18 protein-coding genes and 2 pseudogenes are annotated in these 20,309 nt (G+C 48.2%); 13 read left to right on the plus strand and 7 right to left on the minus strand.

Translation table 11 applies throughout. The annotated features are described in order from the left end of the window. Positions 1-52 precede the first annotated feature (52 nt). Positions 53-2,503, minus strand: a complete 2,451-nt coding sequence (locus BZG76_RS10800) for a glycogen/starch/alpha-glucan phosphorylase (RefSeq protein ID WP_077461353.1) — start codon at positions 2,501-2,503, stop codon at positions 53-55. 508 nt (positions 2,504-3,011) lie between these two features. On the opposite strand from BZG76_RS10800, the gene malT reads away from it, so the two are divergent. From malT to BZG76_RS10835, 8 genes and pseudogenes are all read left to right on the plus strand, one after another. Then, positions 3,012-5,720, plus strand: coding sequence for an HTH-type transcriptional regulator MalT (gene malT, locus BZG76_RS10805; RefSeq protein ID WP_077461354.1), 2,709 nt, complete (start codon positions 3,012-3,014; stop codon positions 5,718-5,720). A gap of 447 nt (positions 5,721-6,167) precedes the next feature. Beyond that, positions 6,168-7,271 (plus strand): annotated as a pseudogene (locus BZG76_RS15565) (PAS domain S-box protein); the annotation flags it as partial. A 408-nt stretch (positions 7,272-7,679) separates the two neighbouring features. Beyond that, positions 7,680-7,854, plus strand: a pseudogene (locus BZG76_RS15675) (methyl-accepting chemotaxis protein); the annotation flags it as partial. Between the two features lie 162 nt (positions 7,855-8,016). Beyond that, positions 8,017-8,946, plus strand: a complete 930-nt coding sequence (locus BZG76_RS10815; RefSeq protein WP_077461355.1) for a DUF368 domain-containing protein — start codon at positions 8,017-8,019, stop codon at positions 8,944-8,946. A 3-nt stretch (positions 8,947-8,949) separates the two neighbouring features. Further along, positions 8,950-9,444 carry a hypothetical protein gene (locus tag BZG76_RS10820; protein ID WP_077461356.1) on the plus strand — a complete coding sequence of 165 codons (495 nt, stop codon included), beginning with the start codon at positions 8,950-8,952 and terminating at the stop codon, positions 9,442-9,444. Next, the gene (locus BZG76_RS10825) at positions 9,444-10,031 is read left to right on the plus strand and encodes an SCO family protein (RefSeq protein WP_077461357.1); all 588 of its coding nucleotides are present in this window, start codon (positions 9,444-9,446) and stop codon (positions 10,029-10,031) included. Before BZG76_RS10820 ends, BZG76_RS10825 begins: the two co-directional genes overlap by 1 nt. A gap of 2 nt (positions 10,032-10,033) precedes the next feature. Next, positions 10,034-10,495 (plus strand): copper chaperone PCu(A)C, encoded by a 462-nt coding sequence (locus BZG76_RS10830; RefSeq protein WP_077461358.1) that lies wholly within the window; start codon positions 10,034-10,036, stop codon positions 10,493-10,495. A gap of 207 nt (positions 10,496-10,702) precedes the next feature. Next, positions 10,703-10,948, plus strand: a complete 246-nt coding sequence (locus BZG76_RS10835) for an Lpp/OprI family alanine-zipper lipoprotein (protein WP_021023886.1) — start codon at positions 10,703-10,705, stop codon at positions 10,946-10,948. Positions 10,949-11,035: 87 nt separating this feature from the next. On the opposite strand, the gene BZG76_RS10840 is transcribed toward BZG76_RS10835, so the two are convergent. Continuing rightward, complete coding sequence (locus tag BZG76_RS10840; protein ID WP_077461454.1) at positions 11,036-12,106, minus strand: L,D-transpeptidase family protein; 1,071 nt, start codon at positions 12,104-12,106, stop codon at positions 11,036-11,038. 362 nt (positions 12,107-12,468) lie between these two features. Here BZG76_RS10840 and BZG76_RS10845 point away from each other — a divergent pair, with 362 nt between their 5' ends. Further along, complete coding sequence (locus BZG76_RS10845) at positions 12,469-13,119, plus strand: hypothetical protein (protein WP_077461359.1); 651 nt, start codon at positions 12,469-12,471, stop codon at positions 13,117-13,119. Here BZG76_RS10845 and BZG76_RS10850 read toward each other — a convergent pair. Then, complete coding sequence (locus tag BZG76_RS10850) at positions 13,116-14,813, minus strand: SgrR family transcriptional regulator (RefSeq protein ID WP_021022531.1); 1,698 nt, start codon at positions 14,811-14,813, stop codon at positions 13,116-13,118. The two genes, BZG76_RS10845 and BZG76_RS10850, sit on opposite strands and share 4 nt — an antisense overlap. Positions 14,814-15,022: 209 nt before the next feature. Here BZG76_RS10850 and BZG76_RS10855 point away from each other — a divergent pair, with 209 nt between their 5' ends. Further along, complete coding sequence (locus tag BZG76_RS10855) at positions 15,023-15,538, plus strand: hypothetical protein (protein WP_077461360.1); 516 nt, start codon at positions 15,023-15,025, stop codon at positions 15,536-15,538. Between the two features lie 78 nt (positions 15,539-15,616). On the opposite strand, the gene BZG76_RS10860 is transcribed toward BZG76_RS10855, so the two are convergent. After that, complete coding sequence (locus BZG76_RS10860; RefSeq protein ID WP_077461361.1) at positions 15,617-15,847, minus strand: DUF3820 family protein; 231 nt, start codon at positions 15,845-15,847, stop codon at positions 15,617-15,619. A gap of 17 nt (positions 15,848-15,864) precedes the next feature. Further along, positions 15,865-16,404 (minus strand): NUDIX hydrolase, encoded by a 540-nt coding sequence (locus BZG76_RS10865; protein ID WP_077461362.1) that lies wholly within the window; start codon positions 16,402-16,404, stop codon positions 15,865-15,867. A 124-nt stretch (positions 16,405-16,528) separates the two neighbouring features. Between BZG76_RS10865 and BZG76_RS10870 the strand changes: the two genes are divergently transcribed. The 3 genes from BZG76_RS10870 to BZG76_RS10880 all read left to right on the plus strand — a co-directional run bounded on the left by BZG76_RS10870 (position 16,529) and on the right by BZG76_RS10880 (position 18,855). After that, on the plus strand, positions 16,529-17,740 hold the full coding sequence (locus BZG76_RS10870) for an HD-GYP domain-containing protein (RefSeq protein WP_241824085.1): 1,212 nt from the start codon (positions 16,529-16,531) through the stop codon (positions 17,738-17,740). Positions 17,741-17,873: 133 nt separating this feature from the next. Beyond that, positions 17,874-18,305, plus strand: a complete 432-nt coding sequence (locus BZG76_RS10875; RefSeq protein ID WP_077461364.1) for a DUF3010 family protein — start codon at positions 17,874-17,876, stop codon at positions 18,303-18,305. Between the two features lie 22 nt (positions 18,306-18,327). Continuing rightward, complete coding sequence (locus BZG76_RS10880; RefSeq protein ID WP_077461365.1) at positions 18,328-18,855, plus strand: methylated-DNA--[protein]-cysteine S-methyltransferase; 528 nt, start codon at positions 18,328-18,330, stop codon at positions 18,853-18,855. Here the strand turns inward: BZG76_RS10880 and BZG76_RS10885 are convergent, their stop codons facing one another. Together BZG76_RS10885 and pdsO are read right to left on the minus strand one after the other, a co-directional pair. After that, on the minus strand, positions 18,856-19,284 hold the full coding sequence (locus BZG76_RS10885) for a GNAT family N-acetyltransferase (protein WP_021022999.1): 429 nt from the start codon (positions 19,282-19,284) through the stop codon (positions 18,856-18,858). Positions 19,285-19,378: 94 nt separating this feature from the next. Then, a complete protein-coding gene (gene pdsO, locus BZG76_RS10890; RefSeq protein ID WP_158011339.1) occupies positions 19,379-20,098 on the minus strand; it encodes a sortase-associated OmpA-like protein PdsO in 720 nt (239 codons plus the stop codon). Between the last annotated feature and the right edge of the window lie 211 nt (positions 20,099-20,309).

Below are 20,309 nucleotides of genomic sequence, written 5' to 3' on the forward strand. Positions count from 1 at the left end.
CGAATCCCTTGCCACCTATCAGGTTGTTAACCCGTTATATTGCAATTAGCAATTAGCGTTTGATCGCTTTTAGCTGCCAAATATTATTAACATAATCACGGATGGAACGGTCAGAGCTAAACTTACCAACCAGCGCGGTGTTAAGAATGGCTTTGCGTGCCCACTGCGACATGTCTCGATAATCACGATCAATGTCATTGTGTGCGCGGACATAATCAGCAAAGTCAGCCAAACATAAGTACGGGTCACCACTTGTCATCACGCTGTCAAAGACAGGGCGCAGCAAACCAGGCTGCCCTGGCGTGAAGGTTTCATCCAATAGGCTATCTAAAGCGGCTTTTAGAAGCGGTTGATTTTGGTACGCTGTTTCGGGTTGATAGCCTTTTTGGCGTAATTCGGTGACACCATCAACATCTAAGCCAAAGATATAGATATTATCGTCACCCACTTCTTCACGGATCTCGACGTTAGCGCCATCCATGGTCCCAATGGTCAAGGCACCGTTAAGGGCCATTTTCATATTACCCGTGCCCGACGCTTCTTTACCGGCCATTGAGATTTGCTCTGACACATCGGCGGCTGGAATGATAATTTCTGCCATGCTTACGCGGTAGTCTGGAATAAACACCACTTTAAGCTTATCGCCAACGCGTGGATCGTTATTGATCGTTTCGGCCACCTTGTTGATAGCGAAAATGATCGATTTTGCCAGTTCATAACCTGGGGCTGCTTTAGCGGCAAAAAAGACCACTCGTGGCGCCATGTCAAAGTTTGGCTCGTTCAGCAAGCGCTGATAGAGCGAAATTACATGCAATAGATTTAAGTGCTGACGCTTATATTCGTGTAGACGCTTGATCTGAACATCGAAAATCGCATCGGTGTTAAGCGTGATATCGAGGTTGGATTTTACCCAGTCAGCAAGGCGCTGTTTATTGCGCTTCTTGACCGCCATGAAGGTTTTCTGAAAATCAGCGTCGTCAGCATATTGTGCAACCTGCTCGAGTTGCTCAAGCTGTGCTGGCCACTGCTCGCCAATTTTTTCACTGATCAAGTTTGATAAATCAGGATTACAGAATTTCAACCAACGACGCGGTGTAATGCCGTTTGTCACATTTTGAATGCGACCTGGATAAAGCGCATCAAACTCAGGGAATAAATCACGTTTAACCAACTGTGAGTGCAAGGCCGCGACACCGTTGACAGCATAAGAGCCAATCACACACAGATTCGCCATGCGCACCATGCGCTCACCTTGATCATCGATCACGGATAACACTTGCTGTTTGCGCACATCACCAGGCCACTTTTGCTCCACGTCTTGTAAGAAACGATGATTGATCTCGAAAATGATCTCCATATGGCGAGGAAGAAGCTCTGCCATGAGCGATTCACTCCACGTTTCAAGCGCTTCAGGTAATAACGTGTGGTTCGTGTAAGCGAAGGTACGGCTAGCAATGGCCCACGCTTCATCCCAACCTAAGCGATAATCATCTAGCAACACACGCATCAGTTCAGGAATGGCGATCGTTGGGTGAGTATCGTTAAGCTGAATGGTTTCATACTCCGGCAACGCCGCCAACGCATGTCCGGCTTCCAAGTGACGGCGAAGAATGTCACCCACTGAGGCGGCGCTATGGAAGTACTGCTGCATTAAACGCAGCGTCTTGCCCGCATCATGATTATCGTTGGGGTAAAGGACTTTAGTCAGGTTACCCGCATCAATATCAGCTTGCTGCGCATGGGTGTACTCGCCCGCATTAAAAGCATCAAGCGCGAACGGTGTCAGTGCTCGACCTTCCCACAAACGCAATGGATAAACGGTGTTACTTTGGTAACCGACAATGGGTAAGTCCCAAGGCATTGCCTGGATTTTCAAGCTAGGCACCCATTGACGATAGGTATGCCCCGCTTCCTCAACAACCTCAACATGGCCATAAAAACCAATGGTTTGAGTCAGGTCCGGACGGACGACTTCCCAAGGGTAGCCTTCTGGCTCACGCCATGCATCAGGCGCTTCTTGCTGCGCCCCTTGATCGAAAGATTGGCGGAAAAGGCCATATTCGTAGTGTAAGCCATAGCCAACTGCTGGATATTGCTGTGCCGCGAGTGAATCCATAAAGCAAGCGGCGAGACGCCCAAGCCCACCGTTGCCGAGTGACGGGTCACGCTCTTGCTCTAATAAGTCGGTAAGACCCAGACCGAGTTCACCAACGGCCTCAGCAATCACATCGTATAAACCCATGCTAATCAGGTTGTTGCCCGTCAAACGGCCAATGAGAAATTCAAGAGATAAATAGTTAACGCTTTTTGCCTGTTTGATCGCTTGATCGTTTTCAGTCGCCACCAAGTCGCCTGTTGTGTGCTCAGCTAATGCACGCCCTAAGGCAAGGTACCAATCGCGTTGTTGAGCGGTTTCAGGTGCGTGACCTAGCTGGGTCAAGTGTTGGACCATGCTGATTTTAAACGCACTTTTATCAAAGGCATGTTGCTGTTTTGGGGTCATGTCATAACTCTCAATAATGGAATGAAACCTTGATGGCTATTCATCCTGCCCAACTCGAGAGTAACAAACATCCTCCCACTCACAGTGACGGAAAGGAGGAGATAGCAGGGCGTAGAGAGCTGTGTCACACACCAACAGTGAGCCGCCTCTCATCAATCCTAGCATCCACATACAAGCCAGTGATCAACATCACGTTATGGGACAAAAAGCATTCGAAAAGCAGCATGAAAAGTAAGAAATCACTTTTGTTATTTTTGTGCGCCAGCGCAAATTCTATATTTTCCAGGACACATAAATGTACAAAGCTATTTTAAAGGATAGCGAAAACAAAAAACTATTGTGATATAAATCACAAATATAGGGCGTAGATGCACCATTCTAGAGCAATCAACACAAGAGTGGAGAGAGATCATAGTTTGCTATCTAGGAGTCGCATAGACTCCAAGGAGGATAAAGCAGTGTCGCGCTGAGGGGCCGGCACCGTATTTGAGGTTAAGGACAGTGTGTTATGTGGATCCCATCAAAACTTACTCGACCAGGTCGGCTTTATAACGCCATATTGCGCCCTCGGGTGCTCGATATGCTACAACAAGCGCCTCACTATAAATTAGTGATGTTCCGCTCCCCCGCCGGCTATGGCAAAACAACCATGGCCGCACAATGGCTGGCTGATCAGTCCCATGTTGGCTGGTTTAGTATTGATGACAGTGACAATGATAGCTTCCGCTTTATTAACTACTTGTTACAAGCCCTGCATCAAGCCACGCAAGAAGGCTGCGCAAACACCATTAAGCTTGCTGAGAAGCGCCAATTCTCATCGCTTCGTGCACTTTTATCCGATGTGTTTGCCGAGTTAGCGAATTTTCATGCCACCAGCTATCTGGTATTGGATGATTATCAGCTTATTGATAACGAAGAAATCCATGAAGCCATGCGTTTTTTCATCAAGCACATGCCGGATAACCTCACTTTGGTCGTCACTTCACGAGCCAACCCGCCATTGGGCACCGCGAACTTGCGTGTTCGTGACTTAATGATCGAAATCGGGAACGAATTACTCGCCTTTGATAACGAAGAGACCACCCGCTTTTTTAATCAACGCGTGGCCGATGGGGTCGATGAGTCAACCGCCAATGCCTTGTGTACCTACGTTGAAGGTTGGCCGTCAGCATTGCAACTGATTGCGATTCAAGCACAGCACCAAAAGCGTACGCTCATGCAAAGCGCGGCCTCGTGTGCCAGCTTTAACCATGCCCACCTTTGGGACTATTTAGCGGAAGAAGTGTTTGATTTACTTGATACTGAAACCCGTCAGTTTTTGATGAAAGTGTCGGTATTAGAAATGTTCAACGATGAATTAGTCTATGCCTTAACGGAGCGCGGCGACGCGTTGGGGATGCTGGAGTCTCTGAACCGCTACGGTTTATTTATTTATCCACTCGAAGGCGACAACAATTGGTTCCGTTTTCACCATCTATTTGCTGAATTTCTTGCCCATGAGCGCCAGGCTCGGATCCCACAGCAGCAACAAACACTGCATCGGCAAGCGGCCTTAGCTTGGCTCAAGCTTGAATCGCCACATCAAGCATTGCGCCACTCACGTTATGGCGAGGATGATGCCCTGTTGGCAGATATTCTGAATCAATATGGTTGGCGGATGTTTAACCGTGGGGAGCTATCGACCCTCGAAGCGGCTATCAGCAAGCTAAATAACGAGTACTTGTACCAGTATCCGAGTTTAAGCCTACTTCGAGCTTGGCTTGCACAAAGCCAGCATCGCTATCATGAAGTGGGTGAGCTATTAGCAAGTGCAGAAAAAGCCTATCAAGCTCGCGAAATACCGCTCGACATTGATTATCAAGGCAATGCCAATGCGCTACTTGCACAGGTGGCAATTAATGCCAACGACCCAGAGCGGGCCATGCGCCTGGCTGAAAAAGCACTTGAGCAACTAGATAGCGCCAATTACCGTGGCCGTATTGTCGCGACATCTGTCGTTGGCGAGGTGAACCATGTGCTCGGCGAGCTCGATCGTGCCTTATCGATGATGCAACAAACGGAAAAACTCGCTCGCCAGCACCAAGTGTATCACCAGGCACTTTGGGCAATTTTACAACAAAGTGAAATTCTTCTGGCACAAGGCTATGTGCAAGCGGCATTTGAGCTGCTCGACAGTGCCGATCAACTCATTGAAGATCAGCAATTACACCAAGTTCCTTTACATGAATTTGCTTTACGTCTTCGCGCACAAATTCTTTGGTGTTGGAACCGTTTAGACGAAGCCGAAGCCTGTGCCTACAAGGGGCTCCAAGTGCTAGAGAATCAGCCCCCGAGCAAGCATCTGCATAGTTACTCCATGCTCGCACGTGTTGCCGTCAGCCGCGGTGAACTCGACAAAGCTGCCAAGCACATTGAGCATATTGAGCATCTATTACGTGAGTCGGTTTATCATGTCGATTGGACCGCTAACGCGTCTTTATCGTTGTTACTCTATTGGCAAGCCAAACACGAACTTCCTCATATGGAGGAGTGGCTGCATCGCGCCGTTCGCCCCGCATCGGCCTGTAATCACTTTAGCCAGCTGCAATGGCGTAATATCGCCCGGGCGCACCTCCATCTAGGTCAGTATGATCAGGCTCGCCAAGCGATTGATTTTCTCCGTCGCGAGGCGAACCAAGCCAATCTCGTGACAGACAAGAACCGAAATCTTATCGTGGAAGCGGTGCTCGCCAGTAAAGAGCATGAAACGGAGTATGCGAAAACGCAGCTTCAAGAAGCGCTTATACTCACTAATCAGACGGGTATGATGGGTAACTTTTTAATTGAGGGTGACGCTATCTCATCGCTGTTGCATGCGTTGATCGAACAACAAGCGCTTGGCGCGTTAGAACGTCATCGTGCACAACAGTTACTGAAAGAAATCGCCAGCCATCAACGCTCTCGCTCAACCCACTTTGATGAAGCCTTTGTCGAAAAACTGGTGAAGCATCCAAACGTTCCTGAGTTAGTACGAACCAGCTCATTGACCCAGCGGGAGTGGCAGGTACTTGGCTTGATTTATTCAGGATTCAGTAACGAGCAAATTGCTCATGAACTAGATGTCGCCGGGACAACCATTAAAACCCACATCCGTAACCTTTATCAAAAACTCAACATTGCCAATCGCAAAGAAGCGGTCGTCACCGCCGAAAACCTCTTGCAATTGATGGGCAATTAACCTCGCACCACTACGCCCTCAGAGGTTTCTGGGGGCGTAGTTATTATTAAGTCTCAGCCTACATTTTGTGATACTTTGTTGAATTATCAAAAAATTTTCTCATCGATGTACTGAGTTATAACGCGATCACAGTTGGTGCAATTCACTTCTCAGTAAGCTTGACCCCCCTACAACACATTAAAGGTCAACCTGATGAATGATCCTTTCTAGCTCTCAGCTGCAGGCATTCCGGCAATGGTTGAAAATCGAACACTCATGCGCTCACTTTGGCCTTAAATACCCACCATTTTTTGTGTTGATATTAACCCTAAAGTTGATCGGTCTACTCAACATCAGAGTACCGGATGTGGTACGGTATTTCTTACGAGTTGCAATACACATCACGAAATTGACACCACCAGCCACTCACAAGTACACGAGTGTTAATGATCAATAAAGGACAAGCCAATGTTTAAGGACTTAGTCGTTGATGGACGTTACAAAAAAACACTGGATCAGTCGATACACGCTATCGTGACCATCGACGAAAAAAATAACGTTATCTATTTCAACGATGCTGCTGAATCGCTGTGGGGTTATCAACGCAATGAAGTATTAGGTCACAACGTCAAAATGCTGGTTCCAGAAGAAATTCGGGGCAGTCATGACGGGTTCATTAATCATCACCGTACGACCCAAGAAAATCGCATCGTCGGAACATCTCGCGATGTACAGCTAGAAAGAAAAGATAGAACTCGTGTATGGGTGAACATCTCGTTAAATCATATTAAACATGCTGGAAAATCTACTTACACCGCATTTGTTCACGATATCTCTGCACAAAAACAAGCTCAAGAGATTGTTAATCAAACCCTCGAGCAAGCTCTAGATGCAGTCGTGACTATCGATGGCCGTAACTGCATCACCTTTGCTAATAAATCTGCTGAGCAAATGTGGGGATACTCTCGGGACGAAATGCTAGGCCATAACGTAAAAATGTTGGTACCTTAACAACACCGTCATGAGCATGATGAATTAGTCAATCGAAACCGAAGAACCGGTATCAACAAAATTGTGGGCTCCACCCGCGAAGTCCCTTTCGTACGTAAAAATGGTGAAAACCGTTGGGGAAGTTTCTCAATATCTAAAATAGAACTTGATGACGAGATTCAGTACACCGCGTTTGTCAAAGACGTCACAGAGGAAGTTGAGCGTCGGGAAGAATTCAAAATGCTATCGATGGTAGCAGATGAGACAGATAACTCAGTCATTATTACCGATGCTGACGGCTATACCCGTTATGTTAACCAAGGGTTTGAAAAACTCACAGGTTATACAATGTCGGAAATGCGCGGTAAAAAACCAGGTACTATGCTTCAAGGGCCAGGAACTAACACCGAAACAGTCGCGAAAATCTCACAAAAACTAAAAAATCGCGAATCCTTTTACGACGAGCTCCTTAATTATAACAAACACGGTGATGCCTATTGGATATCTGTCTCTATCAATCCAATTTTTGATGATAACGGACAGTTATCTAGCTTTATTTCTATTCAAGCTGATATCACCGAAGCGAAACAACGATCACTTGAGGCAGAACGTCGATTTGATGCGATCAGTGTCAGCAACGGCATTATGCAGTGGAATCTTGACGGTACACCTGATTCGTTTAATTCGTACATGCTTGACCACTTACGCGCAGAAACATCGTCGAACTCAGAAATTCTAAGCAACAACCTCAAGAATAAGCTCGGAGAATCGACATTTAGCGATGTGCTCTCGGGTAAACAAATAAAAGAAGTACTACCGTTTACAGCTGCAGACGGAAGCGAACGCCGTTTCGATACTGTCGTCGCCCCCATTTTTGACTCCGAAGGGAACCCTGTTTACCTCGTCTCCTACGGTATTGATGTGACCAATAGAGCCCAAGCTGTTGATGTAACGGAGAAGGAAATGACAAAAGTCGAAGCATCTAGCAGCGAAATACAACAAATTATTGGTGTAATAAACGGCATCGCCGAACAGACAAACTTACTTGCGCTCAACGCGGCTATTGAAGCAGCTCGGGCCGGTGAGTCGGGCCGAGGTTTTGCCGTGGTCGCCGATGAAGTACGACAATTGGCACAACGCTCTGGAGAGTCTGCAGCCGAAATTCGTCGCCTTGTCGATCAAACGAATGAACGCGTGAGGGCACTAGCTGATGCTCTTCAAAATTTAAATGGCGAAGACGACTAGTCGTCCTAGTATAAGCAGGCCTATCACTGACGATTCATCTCGGTATAATGCAGCCCTTAGCTTTTTATCGATGAATGGTATTATGATCAAGAATCTGGTCTCAACCTATCTGAAAGGGGTAGCAATGGGCGCCGCTGACGTCGTTCCTGGCGTATCTGGCGGCACCATCGCGTTTATTACTGGCATCTATACACTATTGCTGGAAAGTATTCGGCGTATTACCCCGAGCTTGTTCTCGCTTTGGCGGCGCAAGGGCTTAAAGGCCGTATGGCAACACATCAATGGCACCTTTTTGTGTGTGTTATTAGCCGGAATTTTAAGCAGTATCGCAGGTTTAGCGAAGGGCATTAGTTGGATGCTGGCCAACCATCCCATCCCTCTGTGGTCGTTTTTCTTTGGTCTTATCATTGCGTCAGCACTGCATATCGCCAAACAGCTCCCCGCCCCTAAAATCACGCTAAGAACGGTACTCGCCGCGCTTATCGGTATCGGCTTTGCGTATTGGATCACCGTCGCTAATCCGTTGCAATTGACAGCCAGCCCTCTCACCGTCTTTTTATCCGGCGCCATTGCCATATGCGCCATGATTCTACCTGGGATCTCGGGCAGCTTTATACTGTTACTGCTCGGCATGTATAGCCCGATTCTAGACGCGGTACATCAAGGCCAATGGGATATGCTCGGCTTACTCGCCTTGGGGGCCATCGTCGGCTTATTGAGTTTTTCTCATTTACTGTCCTGGTTATTAGAGCGTTTTTATGCAGTAACACTCGCCTTCCTTACCGGTTTAATGTTAGGCACATTGGGTAAAATTTGGCCTTGGAAACATACTCTTACCTGGCGGACTAACTCATCGGGTGAACAAGTCCCTTTGATGCAAGATAACCTTCTACCGGGCGCGTACGAGGCAATCGTGGGACATCCGGCACAAGTTGGCCTCGCGGTGATTGCCATGATTACGGGCTTTGTGCTGGTATTGCTGTTGGAGCGCTTCTCGCCTAAACAGGACTAAACCATGAATGTTTCATCCTCACGCATGCCCGTGAGTCGCCGTTTATTGATCCCCGCCAGTATCATTATGCTGGTGGCGCTTGCGTTTTTTACGCCAACTTGGCTAACCACTTTTGTTGAAAGTGAAAACAGCCCGGCATCCGCATCAACACACTCATCCGTGCTAACAGATGCGTGCGTGCTCAATCAGCAGACTTGCCAGTATAAAGGCTACCAAGCATCACTCGCTGAGCCGACGGTGCGCCCTATGAATGCAAATAGACTGACGGTCATCAGCCCTGAACCACTCGCGCGAGATACCTTACTGGTCAAGCTCAAAGGCGTGGAGATGAACATGGGTGAGTACCGGCTTGCGCTCAAAAAAACTGATGAGCAAACCTACCAAGGAGAATTAATGTTGCCCGTCTGCACAGAAGATAGCATGACATGGGTAGGCACGATTACGCTTGATAACGAAGCAAAAAACCATTTCCCCATTAAAGTACGCATGGAGCGATAATGAGTAAAAAAGCTTGGCTAGTCGCCATTATTGCCGTTTGTGTTGGCTTAGGCGCACGCGCCCTTTATGACAATTACCAACAAACACAACAACAAGCGCAAGCTGGCGCGTTGCAGTCCGATGGGCAGCCTTTCAACCTATATAATGTTGACGATCCCCGACCAAGGATTGTTTATTTCGGCTACACCCATTGCCCTGATGTATGTCCAACATCACTTGCGGTTTTGTCGGCGGCATTAAAGTCGCTGCCAGAGTCGACGCAAAAGGCGGTATCGCCTGTATTTATCACGCTGGATCCAAAACGTGATACCAGCGAAAAAGCCGCCGAGTACGCGCATTTTTTCCATCCTCTAATCACAGGCGTCAGCRGCTCCAAGGCGCAAATTGATCAACTTGCGAAACGCTATGGTGTGTTGTATCGCATTACCGAGCTGGAAGACTCTGCCATGGACTACGCCGTTGACCATAGCTCTTTTTTCTACTTTCTCTCGCCTGATGGCGAGCTTTTGGAAAAAATCCCACACACCTTAAACCCCGACATGCTGGTCGCCGCCGTTCAACGGGTAACTGATAACAATAAGGAATAACAATGAAATTTCTCAAGCCTTTTATTGCCGCTATTGCTTTTATACTGGCTCCCCTAGCGCATGCGCATGGCGAATTTTTTCTTCATGATGCTTATGCGCGCGCGAGTGCTCCTGGTGCGCCCAACAGTGCGGCCTTTATGGTGTTGGATAACCAAAGTAAGGTGCTAAAACGAGTGGTGAGCGCCAGCACACCAGCCGCCAAACGGGTTGAACTGCATGAACACGCCATGGTGGATGGCATGATGGAAATGCGTCAAATCGCGCAAATTTTAGTGCCGAAGGGCGAGCAAGTTATTCTAAAGCCGGGGGGCTTGCATGTGATGCTCTTTGACTTGGTAAAACCTTTAGAGGTTGGGGAACATATTTCACTGACATTAACCACCGCTGATGGCCACACGCTAACCAAGCAAATTCCGGTAAAAACCGTCATGGCTGGCATGAAACATCACAGCGGTAGCGAATAAGAGGCAGTAACGGCGGCCGTAAGGTTGTACAAAAAACAGCCAAAAAAGGCGAAAGCGGTCATCTCGTGTTAACTACGTCAAGGTATGATAGCTAAGTGAAGGGTTGGCAAGCAAAATCTCTTGTTAGCGTCTAAGGTTAGGTGTGGTCACGTCTAAGCGTGATACTTCTAACGTTATGACGATTTTAAACAACAGTCGAGGTTATCTATGAAAATCCGTCCAATGGCTCTAGCTGCGGTCGTATCAAGTGTTTTATTGATGGGCTGTACCAATACCACCGCATTACAACAAAGCGTCAATGATTTATCAGCAAAGGTCGACGCGCTCTCCAATGACGTTTCAATGATGAAAAATGACGTTAGTGAGACGAAAAACACATCAGGCATGGCCTATGATGAAGCCAAACGTGCGAATAAGCGCATTGATAATATGGCGCAGTCATACACAAAATAAACTTTTAACAACGCTTACTCATCGTTGAAATAAATAGACGCTAAATCGGTAAGCTATCTTAATAAACGGCGCACGATGCGCCGTTTGTTATTTTTTGACTCCCGGGCGATTAACTGACGGGACGAACGTATCTGCTTGAGACGTTGATTGTTGTTCTATCTGTCGCCAGATTTCCTGTTGTGCTGACGTGAGAGAAGCTACCTCAATCGGGAGCCCCTCTTGTACCACTAAAGCCGCTCGGTAACGCTGTGTTGACAGGCCAAAGTGCTTAAATAAAGATAAAATCCTTGGATCCGGTGCTCGGGTGATGCGTTTATCCGCCTCATCAGGCGTATCAGAGAGCGGGCGATGCGCCTCAACCATTACACGTCCATCAGGCTCAAGACTCACTTTGGTCGGTGTATCAATAATACGCACAGGCGTACGAACATCCACGGCATCAAATAACCAAGCAATGTCATTCGGCCGCAAGCGAATACAGCCTGCACTGACCCGTAAGCCAATCCCAAACGATTTATTGGTCCCGTGGATTAAATACTCACCATGCCCATAACCCAAGCGTAACGCATGTTTACCCAGGGGGTTATCAGGGCCGGCGGGTACCACATCGGGCAAGCTGATTCCGCGCGTTTGTCGGTATTCATCTTTAATGCTCTGAGGCGGGGTCCATGTCGGATTTTTTCGCTTTTGACTAATGAAGGTATCCATTTTTGGCGTATCTCGCCCAATCCGTCCAATACCAATGGGAAAGATATGAACACGCCGACGGATGTTTTTTTCTGTCGATGAAAGAGGCTCTCCGGTTTCGGTAACCGGGGCATCCTGCGCGGGAAAGTAATAAAGGCGAAGCTCAGCCAAGTTAATCACAATCCCTTCATGGGGCGGTTTCGGCAATAAGTACTGCTGAGGTAAACGTATCAAGGCGCCCGCTTCAGGTAAGTAGGGATCCACACCTGGGTTCAGCGCCAATAGCGCTAAAAAACCGACATTATACTGTTTGGCAATGGCTTCAAGGTGTTCGCCCTCTTCAACCTGATGTGTTTCAAGGGATCCGACTAACCGACTTCCGTCCGTGGGTAACAGGTAACTTGCAGCCTGTCCAGTGGGTATATAAAGTATCCATAGCAGCAACCCTACCCGTGTCGAGAGCCGAATCATTGGCCCACGCATCGATAGGCAGTGACTAAAAATAAACACGCGCCCCAGCTGCTCCTTGATATTCACGCTTGGTTTTCCTCTCAATACCGATGACACCCGTCTATCTATCAATAACTTCAAACCCCTGTTTCTCACCAACCTAACACCAAATAGGCTCGCAACAAAAAGCAAATTCTTGCCGGACCTAGGTGCTGCGAGCCGGTCGTTAGCCGCTGGCGTAAAATGGTATACGATGAGAAAGTGCGCACAAAGTAGCGTTTCTCGCTGATTTTTTGGGTGATTTAAGTGATATACTGCATACTTTGAACAGGGCGATTTGGCCACAAACGCTGTGTCGATATTTTGGTAGGAGTAAAACGTTTTTGTTAGATGATCTGGTCTCGCTGGCACTGCGCCAGTTTCAGCAAGATTGTGTCAAACTGTGCGAACATCACTATCCGACAGTTCACAATCGAGGCATGCGCGATACGCATATGGGTAAAGCGTTAGCGCGTCGTTTGATGCGTGTGCTTGAAGCGCATGATAGACCGGCACAGTTTCATCTTCTCGACGACACTCGCCCTCATAGCCAGACCGTGTACAAACTCCAGTTAGATGACAGCGCGATTTATATCCTTGCGCACCGCTTACTCAGTGGCAATAATGCCTGTCGAGACGCGTTAGTTCGTGATGTAGCTTGGCTACTCAACAACGGTATCACTGACCCTTCTGAGCCTGGACGCGTGATCATTGTGAGCGATCACTGGATTGACCGGACGAACGCGAGTAAAGCCGTTCCCTCATGGTGGTTAGGCCACCAGCCCATTCATGCCGATGCCTATCGAGCGCAAGGTATTCGCCTCGTATCTGCAACCACTAGCCTCTCAGATGCCATTTCTCCCCTCGGGTTAACCGAAGGACGCTATCGTATCTTTCATCCTCTATTTCGGATAAAAGACAGCCTACCACTGCACAAATACTTGCTCATGACAGCGACTTTTTCACTTGGTCTCGAAGAGCACACGACGGTTTAACCGGGCTTGTGCCATATCGATTTAAAGTCAAACCATCCGACGGCATTAGACGCGACATCTTGTAAATCTGGCGTCGCCATGACTCCCATCCAAATATGGAATAACGGGATCATCTGGTGTTCAACCAGGCAACGCGCCAAGGTTTCAGCACAATGATCATCTTGTGTTTCACGCCAACGTCGTGTTTCCGTCTCTATCTTGGTAACAAGCGCATCCGTACAGGCATGTAACACCAAATCATGCGTACCAAGCCAGTTGAATAACCCAACCTGTCCGCGCTCACCGAAACTCATCGCACCCAACCAAATATCAATTTTGCGACTGTAACGACCACTAAAATATTCCGCCGGAGATAGCGCTAAAACATTCACCGTGATGCCCTCTTCAGACAAATGTTTGGTTATGGCTTGCGCAATCAACGGGTATAAGGGGTGGTCTGATAAATACGCGACTGTCAAAGAGGTCGGGCCCGGTGCGGTCAGCTCACGATCCGCTTGCACATAATGCATCCAGCCTGGCATTAATCCATACGCGTTGAATAATCGATACTCCCCCATGCCGTGCGCGGCTAAGCGTGGTAGCAGTTGCAGCGATGACAACTTGGCGTGTAAGTATTCTCGCCACGCTGGCTGTTTGGCGAGCCCATCGCGACAATTAAGCAACAGATATCCGGCCCCCTGATCCATTTCGAGTTTTTGACTCAACGTCGTCTGATGACTTGCCAGTCGCTCGGGTGTGAGCGTGGTACTTGGTGTGAGATAACACATGGCTGCTTCGTCGAATACCATAATTTGGATCTCATCGGTCAGTGCGCGATAGCCAAAGTAATCGTCAAACGCTTCCAGCACCAAACGATGCGCTTGCCGTTCAGCCACGCGATACGGGCCTGTCCCCACAGGCTGATAGGCAAATTGCTTATCATGATCACAATCAGCAGGGAGAATTAAAGCTTCAGGGAGGGTGAGCGCATGATCGAAAAGAGGATCCGGGCAAGAGAGGTGAATATCAATCATTCTTGGCCCAGGTGATGTCACACTTGCCACATGGGCGAAAAAGCGCCGAGTCGCGAGGTTGGAAAGACTAGCAATGACATCATGCTCCGTCATCAAGCGCCCATCATGGAACCGAACACCCGGTCGTAAGTAAAAGCGCCATTGGCTTGCGGATATGGCATCCCAATGATGCGCTAAATCGGCAACGACAATGCGATCATTGCCCCGATAGCGCACTAGGCCGTTAAATATTTGCCCCACCAAGTGCTGTTCTGAGCGACGCAATGGACCACGTGGATCAAGTTCTTCTAATTGACGGTAATAAGGCAAACGCACAATTTGACGGCCATTTTGCGTACTCGGCCCCATTTGCTTTTGAATCAAGGTGACCAGCTTGGTGGAATCGTGATCCAAGCAGGCTAAAGCCTGATCGATTTTACCTTGTGTAAGCCATTGCGCCGCCTGCTCTTCGCGCAATGCCGATTCACTGCGTAAAAAGGTTAAACGTGACAACTTGCCTCGCCCAACAGAGGGTTGCCATGTTAACCAACCATGCTCCTCTAACTTACTCAAGACCATCCGCGCATTGCGCCGCGTGCACACGAGGATATCGGCGATCGCTTGTAACGCTGTATCTGTATCTTCGCCGTTAAAGTGGTGATAAAGGCGGGTAAATTGTGCACGCAGTCGCTGACCAGACATAAAAGAGGAACTCAATCATCGCAATAAATGGGATTTCTATTTCCTATTTTACGCAACTCAGCACATGACGTCTGCTCATATTTAAATCACTCACACTTAAGCTGTGATCTCTAGCAGGCTATATTGGCGGGCATTGGCGAGGGGCGGTTTGTTCTAAACGCCGACTCGGTTATGATACGTTTCCTTTGTAGGCAATGAAAAGGGTGTTTATGAACGCGCCGGCAATTATTTCCCATTTTGATATCAAACAACGTTGGATGGCTTGTCATGTCAAACAAGCTCAGTTTCCAACCCAAGAAAGCCTCACCGGCTATGATATCTATCACGCCGCCACTCAGTCACCTGAACCCTTCGTTATGCCTGCGGCCCCAGCCACTCATCCATTAACGCTTTACTGGGTTGATAGCCATCCACTAATGATCCAATACGCCAAGCTTCAAGCCAAACAGTGGCCAGAATCAGATCATGCAAACATGCTGGCATACTTCGCACAATTAGCGCTTCAAGATGGCGTAGAAGTCGCTGAGGCCGGCGTTTCTTTATGCATTGGCACCCAAAATGGTGAAACCTGCGCCGCCGCCATGCGGGTCGACACCCAAGAAAACGGCCAGCCGATAAGCGGTATTTATGATCTGATTGCACCCACTGACGACGCCCGCGCACAACTTCTACGCGCAATGATGGATAAGACAGATGACAACCGCCAATGGGTGATTGCGCGTTAAGCAATCATGACACATTGAGCGTTACTTTCGTCGCGATTGTACCTACTTGCGTCAACGACTCGACGTTTTGATTGATGCTCATCTTGGTGTTTTATCATGGCGAATCAAAGGCTTAACGACGCTTTCTAAGCCTTCGACCTTGAGTGCCAAGCACAATTGCATCAAGTCACCGAGCTCGCCGTCGGGGAATTCCGCTTTGTTTTGAAACCACAGCAAGTATTCTTCAGGCAGATCAATCAATACACGGCCGGCGTATTTGCCAAACGGCATGGGCATATTGGCCAATTTAATCAGTTGCGCTTTGTCCATGAAGGGATCCTACCCGATTACGCTGTGGCTTGCTGGGTGCTATCACGTTGCTGAGCAATCATCTCAAGGAGCATGGTTTCTCGTACCAACGATTGACCCGCTTTGTCGCTGTTTGCCATCACCGCTTTGTTATGCGCAATCGCGTGATCCAAACGTACCCATACCGGGCGCATCCCATTATGTCGCTCATAATGTTCAAATGTCGGCGTTCCAAGCTCACGATCCACCTGGCAATAAAAACAGTAAGAGAGCATGTGCATCACATCGGCGCCGTCGCGATGCCAAGGACGATATTCCTCAAAACAGCCAAACGGTTCAATATCTCGGATACCTCGGGCACCCGTCTCTTCTTGCAGTTCGCGGATCATGCCTTGCTCTTGGGTTTCCCCTTGGTCAATTCCGCCACCGGGTAACGAATAATCATCATAGCGTGCGGTATACATCAGTAAGATCTCATCACCCTGCAAAACAATCGCGCGCGCTGCATCACGCTTGATAACGGTTTTACTCTCTAGCGGTAGCACCCGCTCATCTGTATGTTTGGCAATAATCTGCATAAAACGCTCAGAAAGATAGATATTAAGCGCGAGAGTATATCACACATAGCGCATCACAGAGCTACTGGACTTGTCCGCACAGAAACTTAATTTTCTCCGCATTTAAATAGCGTGGGTACGCCCTTTGAGCAATACTGTTTCCGATATTCATATCGGGATGATGATGCAGGAAGGGCAATCTAGGATGTTGCAAAAAATTAGTATACAGCAGCTAACCCTTGGCATGTATGTTGAACACATCGAAACTGAACACTCCCGCACACGCATGGCAAAGCCTGGCTATGTGCGTCGACCTGAAACGATTGAAAAGCTGCGTCAAAGTGGGGTGCAGCATATTTGGGTTGATGCGGACCAACTTTTAAACCTGGATGAGATCCACTACAAAGGCCCTTTGGTCAGAGGGAAGTATGCCGCGACAGGCGCGGATATGGATAAAGCCCGAGAATTAATCGATGCCTCAAAACAACAGCTTTGTCGGTTATTAAAAGATATCTACGCCAATAAGCCTATCGATATGACGCCTATCGAGGATTTAGGGCTCAGTATTGTTGATAATATTTTTGAACGACAGCACGCCGTTGCCTGGATCAGTGGTATTCGAGATAAAAGTGCCTACTTGATGGAGCACTCGCTTAACGTCGCGTTTTTGCTGGTTAATTTTGGTAAGCATTTAGGATTCGATCACCATACTTTACAAGAGTTGGCTGTGGGTGGAATTGTGCACGATATTGGTAAAGTATTAGTTGCCGATGAGGTTTTGAATAAGCCTGGCAAACTGACCGCTGAAGAATTCGATCACATGAAGCTCCATCAGGTCTTTTCTCAACCGGTGTTAGACAGTATTCCCGACTTATCGCAAGTGGCACGTGATGTCAGTTTGATGCATCATGAAAAGCTTGATGGCAATGGCTACCCTAACGGATTACAAGGTGAAGAAATACATACGATTGGCCGCATGAGTGGCATTGTCGATATCTATGATGCGCTCACCGCCGATCGTTGCTATAAGCGAGCCATGTCACCGTCAGAAGCGTTTAAAATCATGATGGGACTGACTCCGTTTCATTTGGATCCCACTTTGTTGCGTGCGTTTATTCAGTGTATTGGCTTTTATCCGATTGGTTCGTTAGTGGAACTTGTCGATGGGCGTATTGGTTTAGTGTGGCAAGAGAACCTTGATGACATCACGCGTCCAGTTGTGAAAACCTTCTACTCCGTGCGCAGTAACCATTTTCGCGAGGTGGAGTATATCGACTTGGGTAGGCGCCACGATCTGCGCATCGCACGCGCTACCAGTGAAGGGACACTAGATATCTGTGTCGACGCATTTCGTTAATCCTGTGACGTCGCAGGCGCTTTTGCGTATACTGCCCCGCTTCAGTGACCATTTTGGCCAAAGGTTGTTTTGGCCAAAGGCTGTGTTTCACCAAAGACTGTGGCTTTGCTAAATAAACGATAGAGAGAAAACAATGAGAGTATGCGCGGTTGATCTAAAAGGCAACGAAGCCAACCTGGTATTGCTAGATAGCGAGAATGACCTTTTTTCGGTACCTGATTGTCGAGCAAAGAAAATCAATGTGCCATCACCCGAATCACAAGAAAGCATTCAACATTTCCACCGCACCATGAGCAAGCTGGTCGAAGACTATCAAGTAGAAACGATTGTGATCCGCGAGCGTCAAACTAAAGGTAAATTCGCCGGAAGCAGTGCGGGCTTTAAAATGGAAGCGGTCTTGCAGCTTATCGATGGGGTTGAAGCAGAAGTGCTGCCTAATAACATCATGAAGCAAACACTCAAACGCCACCCGATCGATGTCAATCTAAAAGAATTGGGCTTAAAGCAGTTTCAAGAGCATGCGTTCTTAACAGCCTGCGCCTATTGCAATCAAGATAAGAAGTAATCATCGACCACAGGGATGTGTCATGCCAGTTATCCGATATCCATCGCCATTAGGCATGCTGACATTAGAAGCGGATACCAATGGGCTCACGGGGCTATACTTGCCTCGCCGAGCACCGTCATCCTCAGCGGCAAGCATCGCGCCCGACGGTGACCCCATACTGGATGAAGCATGCCGTCAACTAGATCAATATTTTGCAGGAAAGCGGCAGGCATTTTCTCTGCCACTTGCCCCGCATGGTACATCGTTTCAACGCCGCGTGTGGGCCGCTTTGCAAACCATTCCGTATGGGCACACTGCCAGCTATCAGACCATTTCCAATGCCATCGGCAATCCAAAAGCCAACCAAGCGGTGGGCGGCGCGAATGGCAAAAACCCGATTTCTATCATCATTCCTTGCCACCGTATCATTGGCCGCCAAGGGCAATTAATTGGCTACGGGGGCGGCCTCGCGGCCAAACAAGCCTTGTTAATCTGGGAAGCGATTGGCGAATGGCCAACCAAGCTCCCCAGTCCGCAAAGTGGTAAAGATAAAGCCTTTGGCGCGTGACTACGCCGCTAACGCTTTAATCAGTCGCTCTGGCGTGAGTTGAAAACCGCAGTGCAGGTAAAAGCTTTGCGCATCGGCTTTGTGATAACTTGGGACCACTTCAATCTGATCACACCCTCTTGCCAATAAATAGGTCTCCGCGGCACTGAGCAACTGTCGGCCGAGGGTCATGTCCCGAAAATGCTCATCCACCATAATGGTGCTGATACGCCCTAAATGGTTAGATTTATCCAGTTGTAAGATCACGTTGAATGCCACCACGCCTGCCACCAATCCACACAGTTCTGCGACTAAGACATTAGCATCCTCTGCGTGAATCAAGTCGGTGAGCGTTTTCTTCATTTGACTCAACGAAAGGGGATCAGGCTGACAGCGCACACACAAGGCGCAAATAGCATCGATATCGTGAAGGGTTGCCGGTCTAATCATGGTGTCTTCCTTGGTTGCCGAAGATAAGTCTCTAACATTTGCTATGGGCTAGGCCGTTGCATGGTAGCCCAGCCCCAAAACGATAAAGCGACGATTACTGTGCCTGTGCCATTTGCCCGCCTTTGACACGTGAAAGGGTGACACGACGGTCAAAGAAAAAGCCCTCATTGTTGGCTTGATCGGCCAGTGGCTGACTGTCGCCATAGGCAATCGTCTCTAACTGATTCGCGCTAACCCCGACTGACACCAAGTAATCTCTTACCGCCTGTACACGGCGCTCAGACAGATCTTGATTGTAAGATTGACGACCGCGCGGGTCTGCATAACCGGCTAATTGCCACTGTGCCTCGGGCATTTGTTGGATAAAATTCGCTAATTCATCCAGCTGAATCATAAAGTGAGGTTCAATCTCGGCCGAGCTGGTTCGAAACTGAATATTCATCGCCAAGTCTATGTCCTCAATAGAATGTTGCTCTGCACGCAGGCGGGCAAGCTCTAACTGCGCCTCATTATATTTTTGCGTGACAAGGCTCAGTTGCGTATTTTTCGCATTCATGGTTTCAATCGTATCTTGCTGCTCAGTCGCAAGGGTTTCAAAACTCGCATTTTGCCCCATCACTGTGCCTATGATGGCGCCAGCCACCGCACCGACCGGTCCTGCGACCACTGCACCAGCAATAGCGCCGCTGCCCATACCGATCAATTCTGGCTTTTTGTCTCGCTCGACTTGCGTGGCGGCCATGCCTTGTGGTGTTGCAACAACAAACATAGAAACCGCAAATACAGAATGTGTGAGTGCTTTTTTAATATCCATAGTGTTCTCGTCCTCGAAAGAGTGGTTGTTGTGCCTTGCTGGCAATGAGGACATTAAAACAAGTAGATCAGGCAATTTACGGCTATAAAAATGGCAATGTGACGATCAATAATGGCAAAAATATGGCAATTGCGCGGAATCCGGCAAAAGGGGTTTTCTCTGCGCTGAGTTTGGGTATAGTCACTGCAACACTCGTGACCTATCCCGTACC

Source organism: Salinivibrio sp. AR647, from assembly GCF_001995415.1.
GTDB classification, from domain to species: domain Bacteria; phylum Pseudomonadota; class Gammaproteobacteria; order Enterobacterales; family Vibrionaceae; genus Salinivibrio; species Salinivibrio costicola.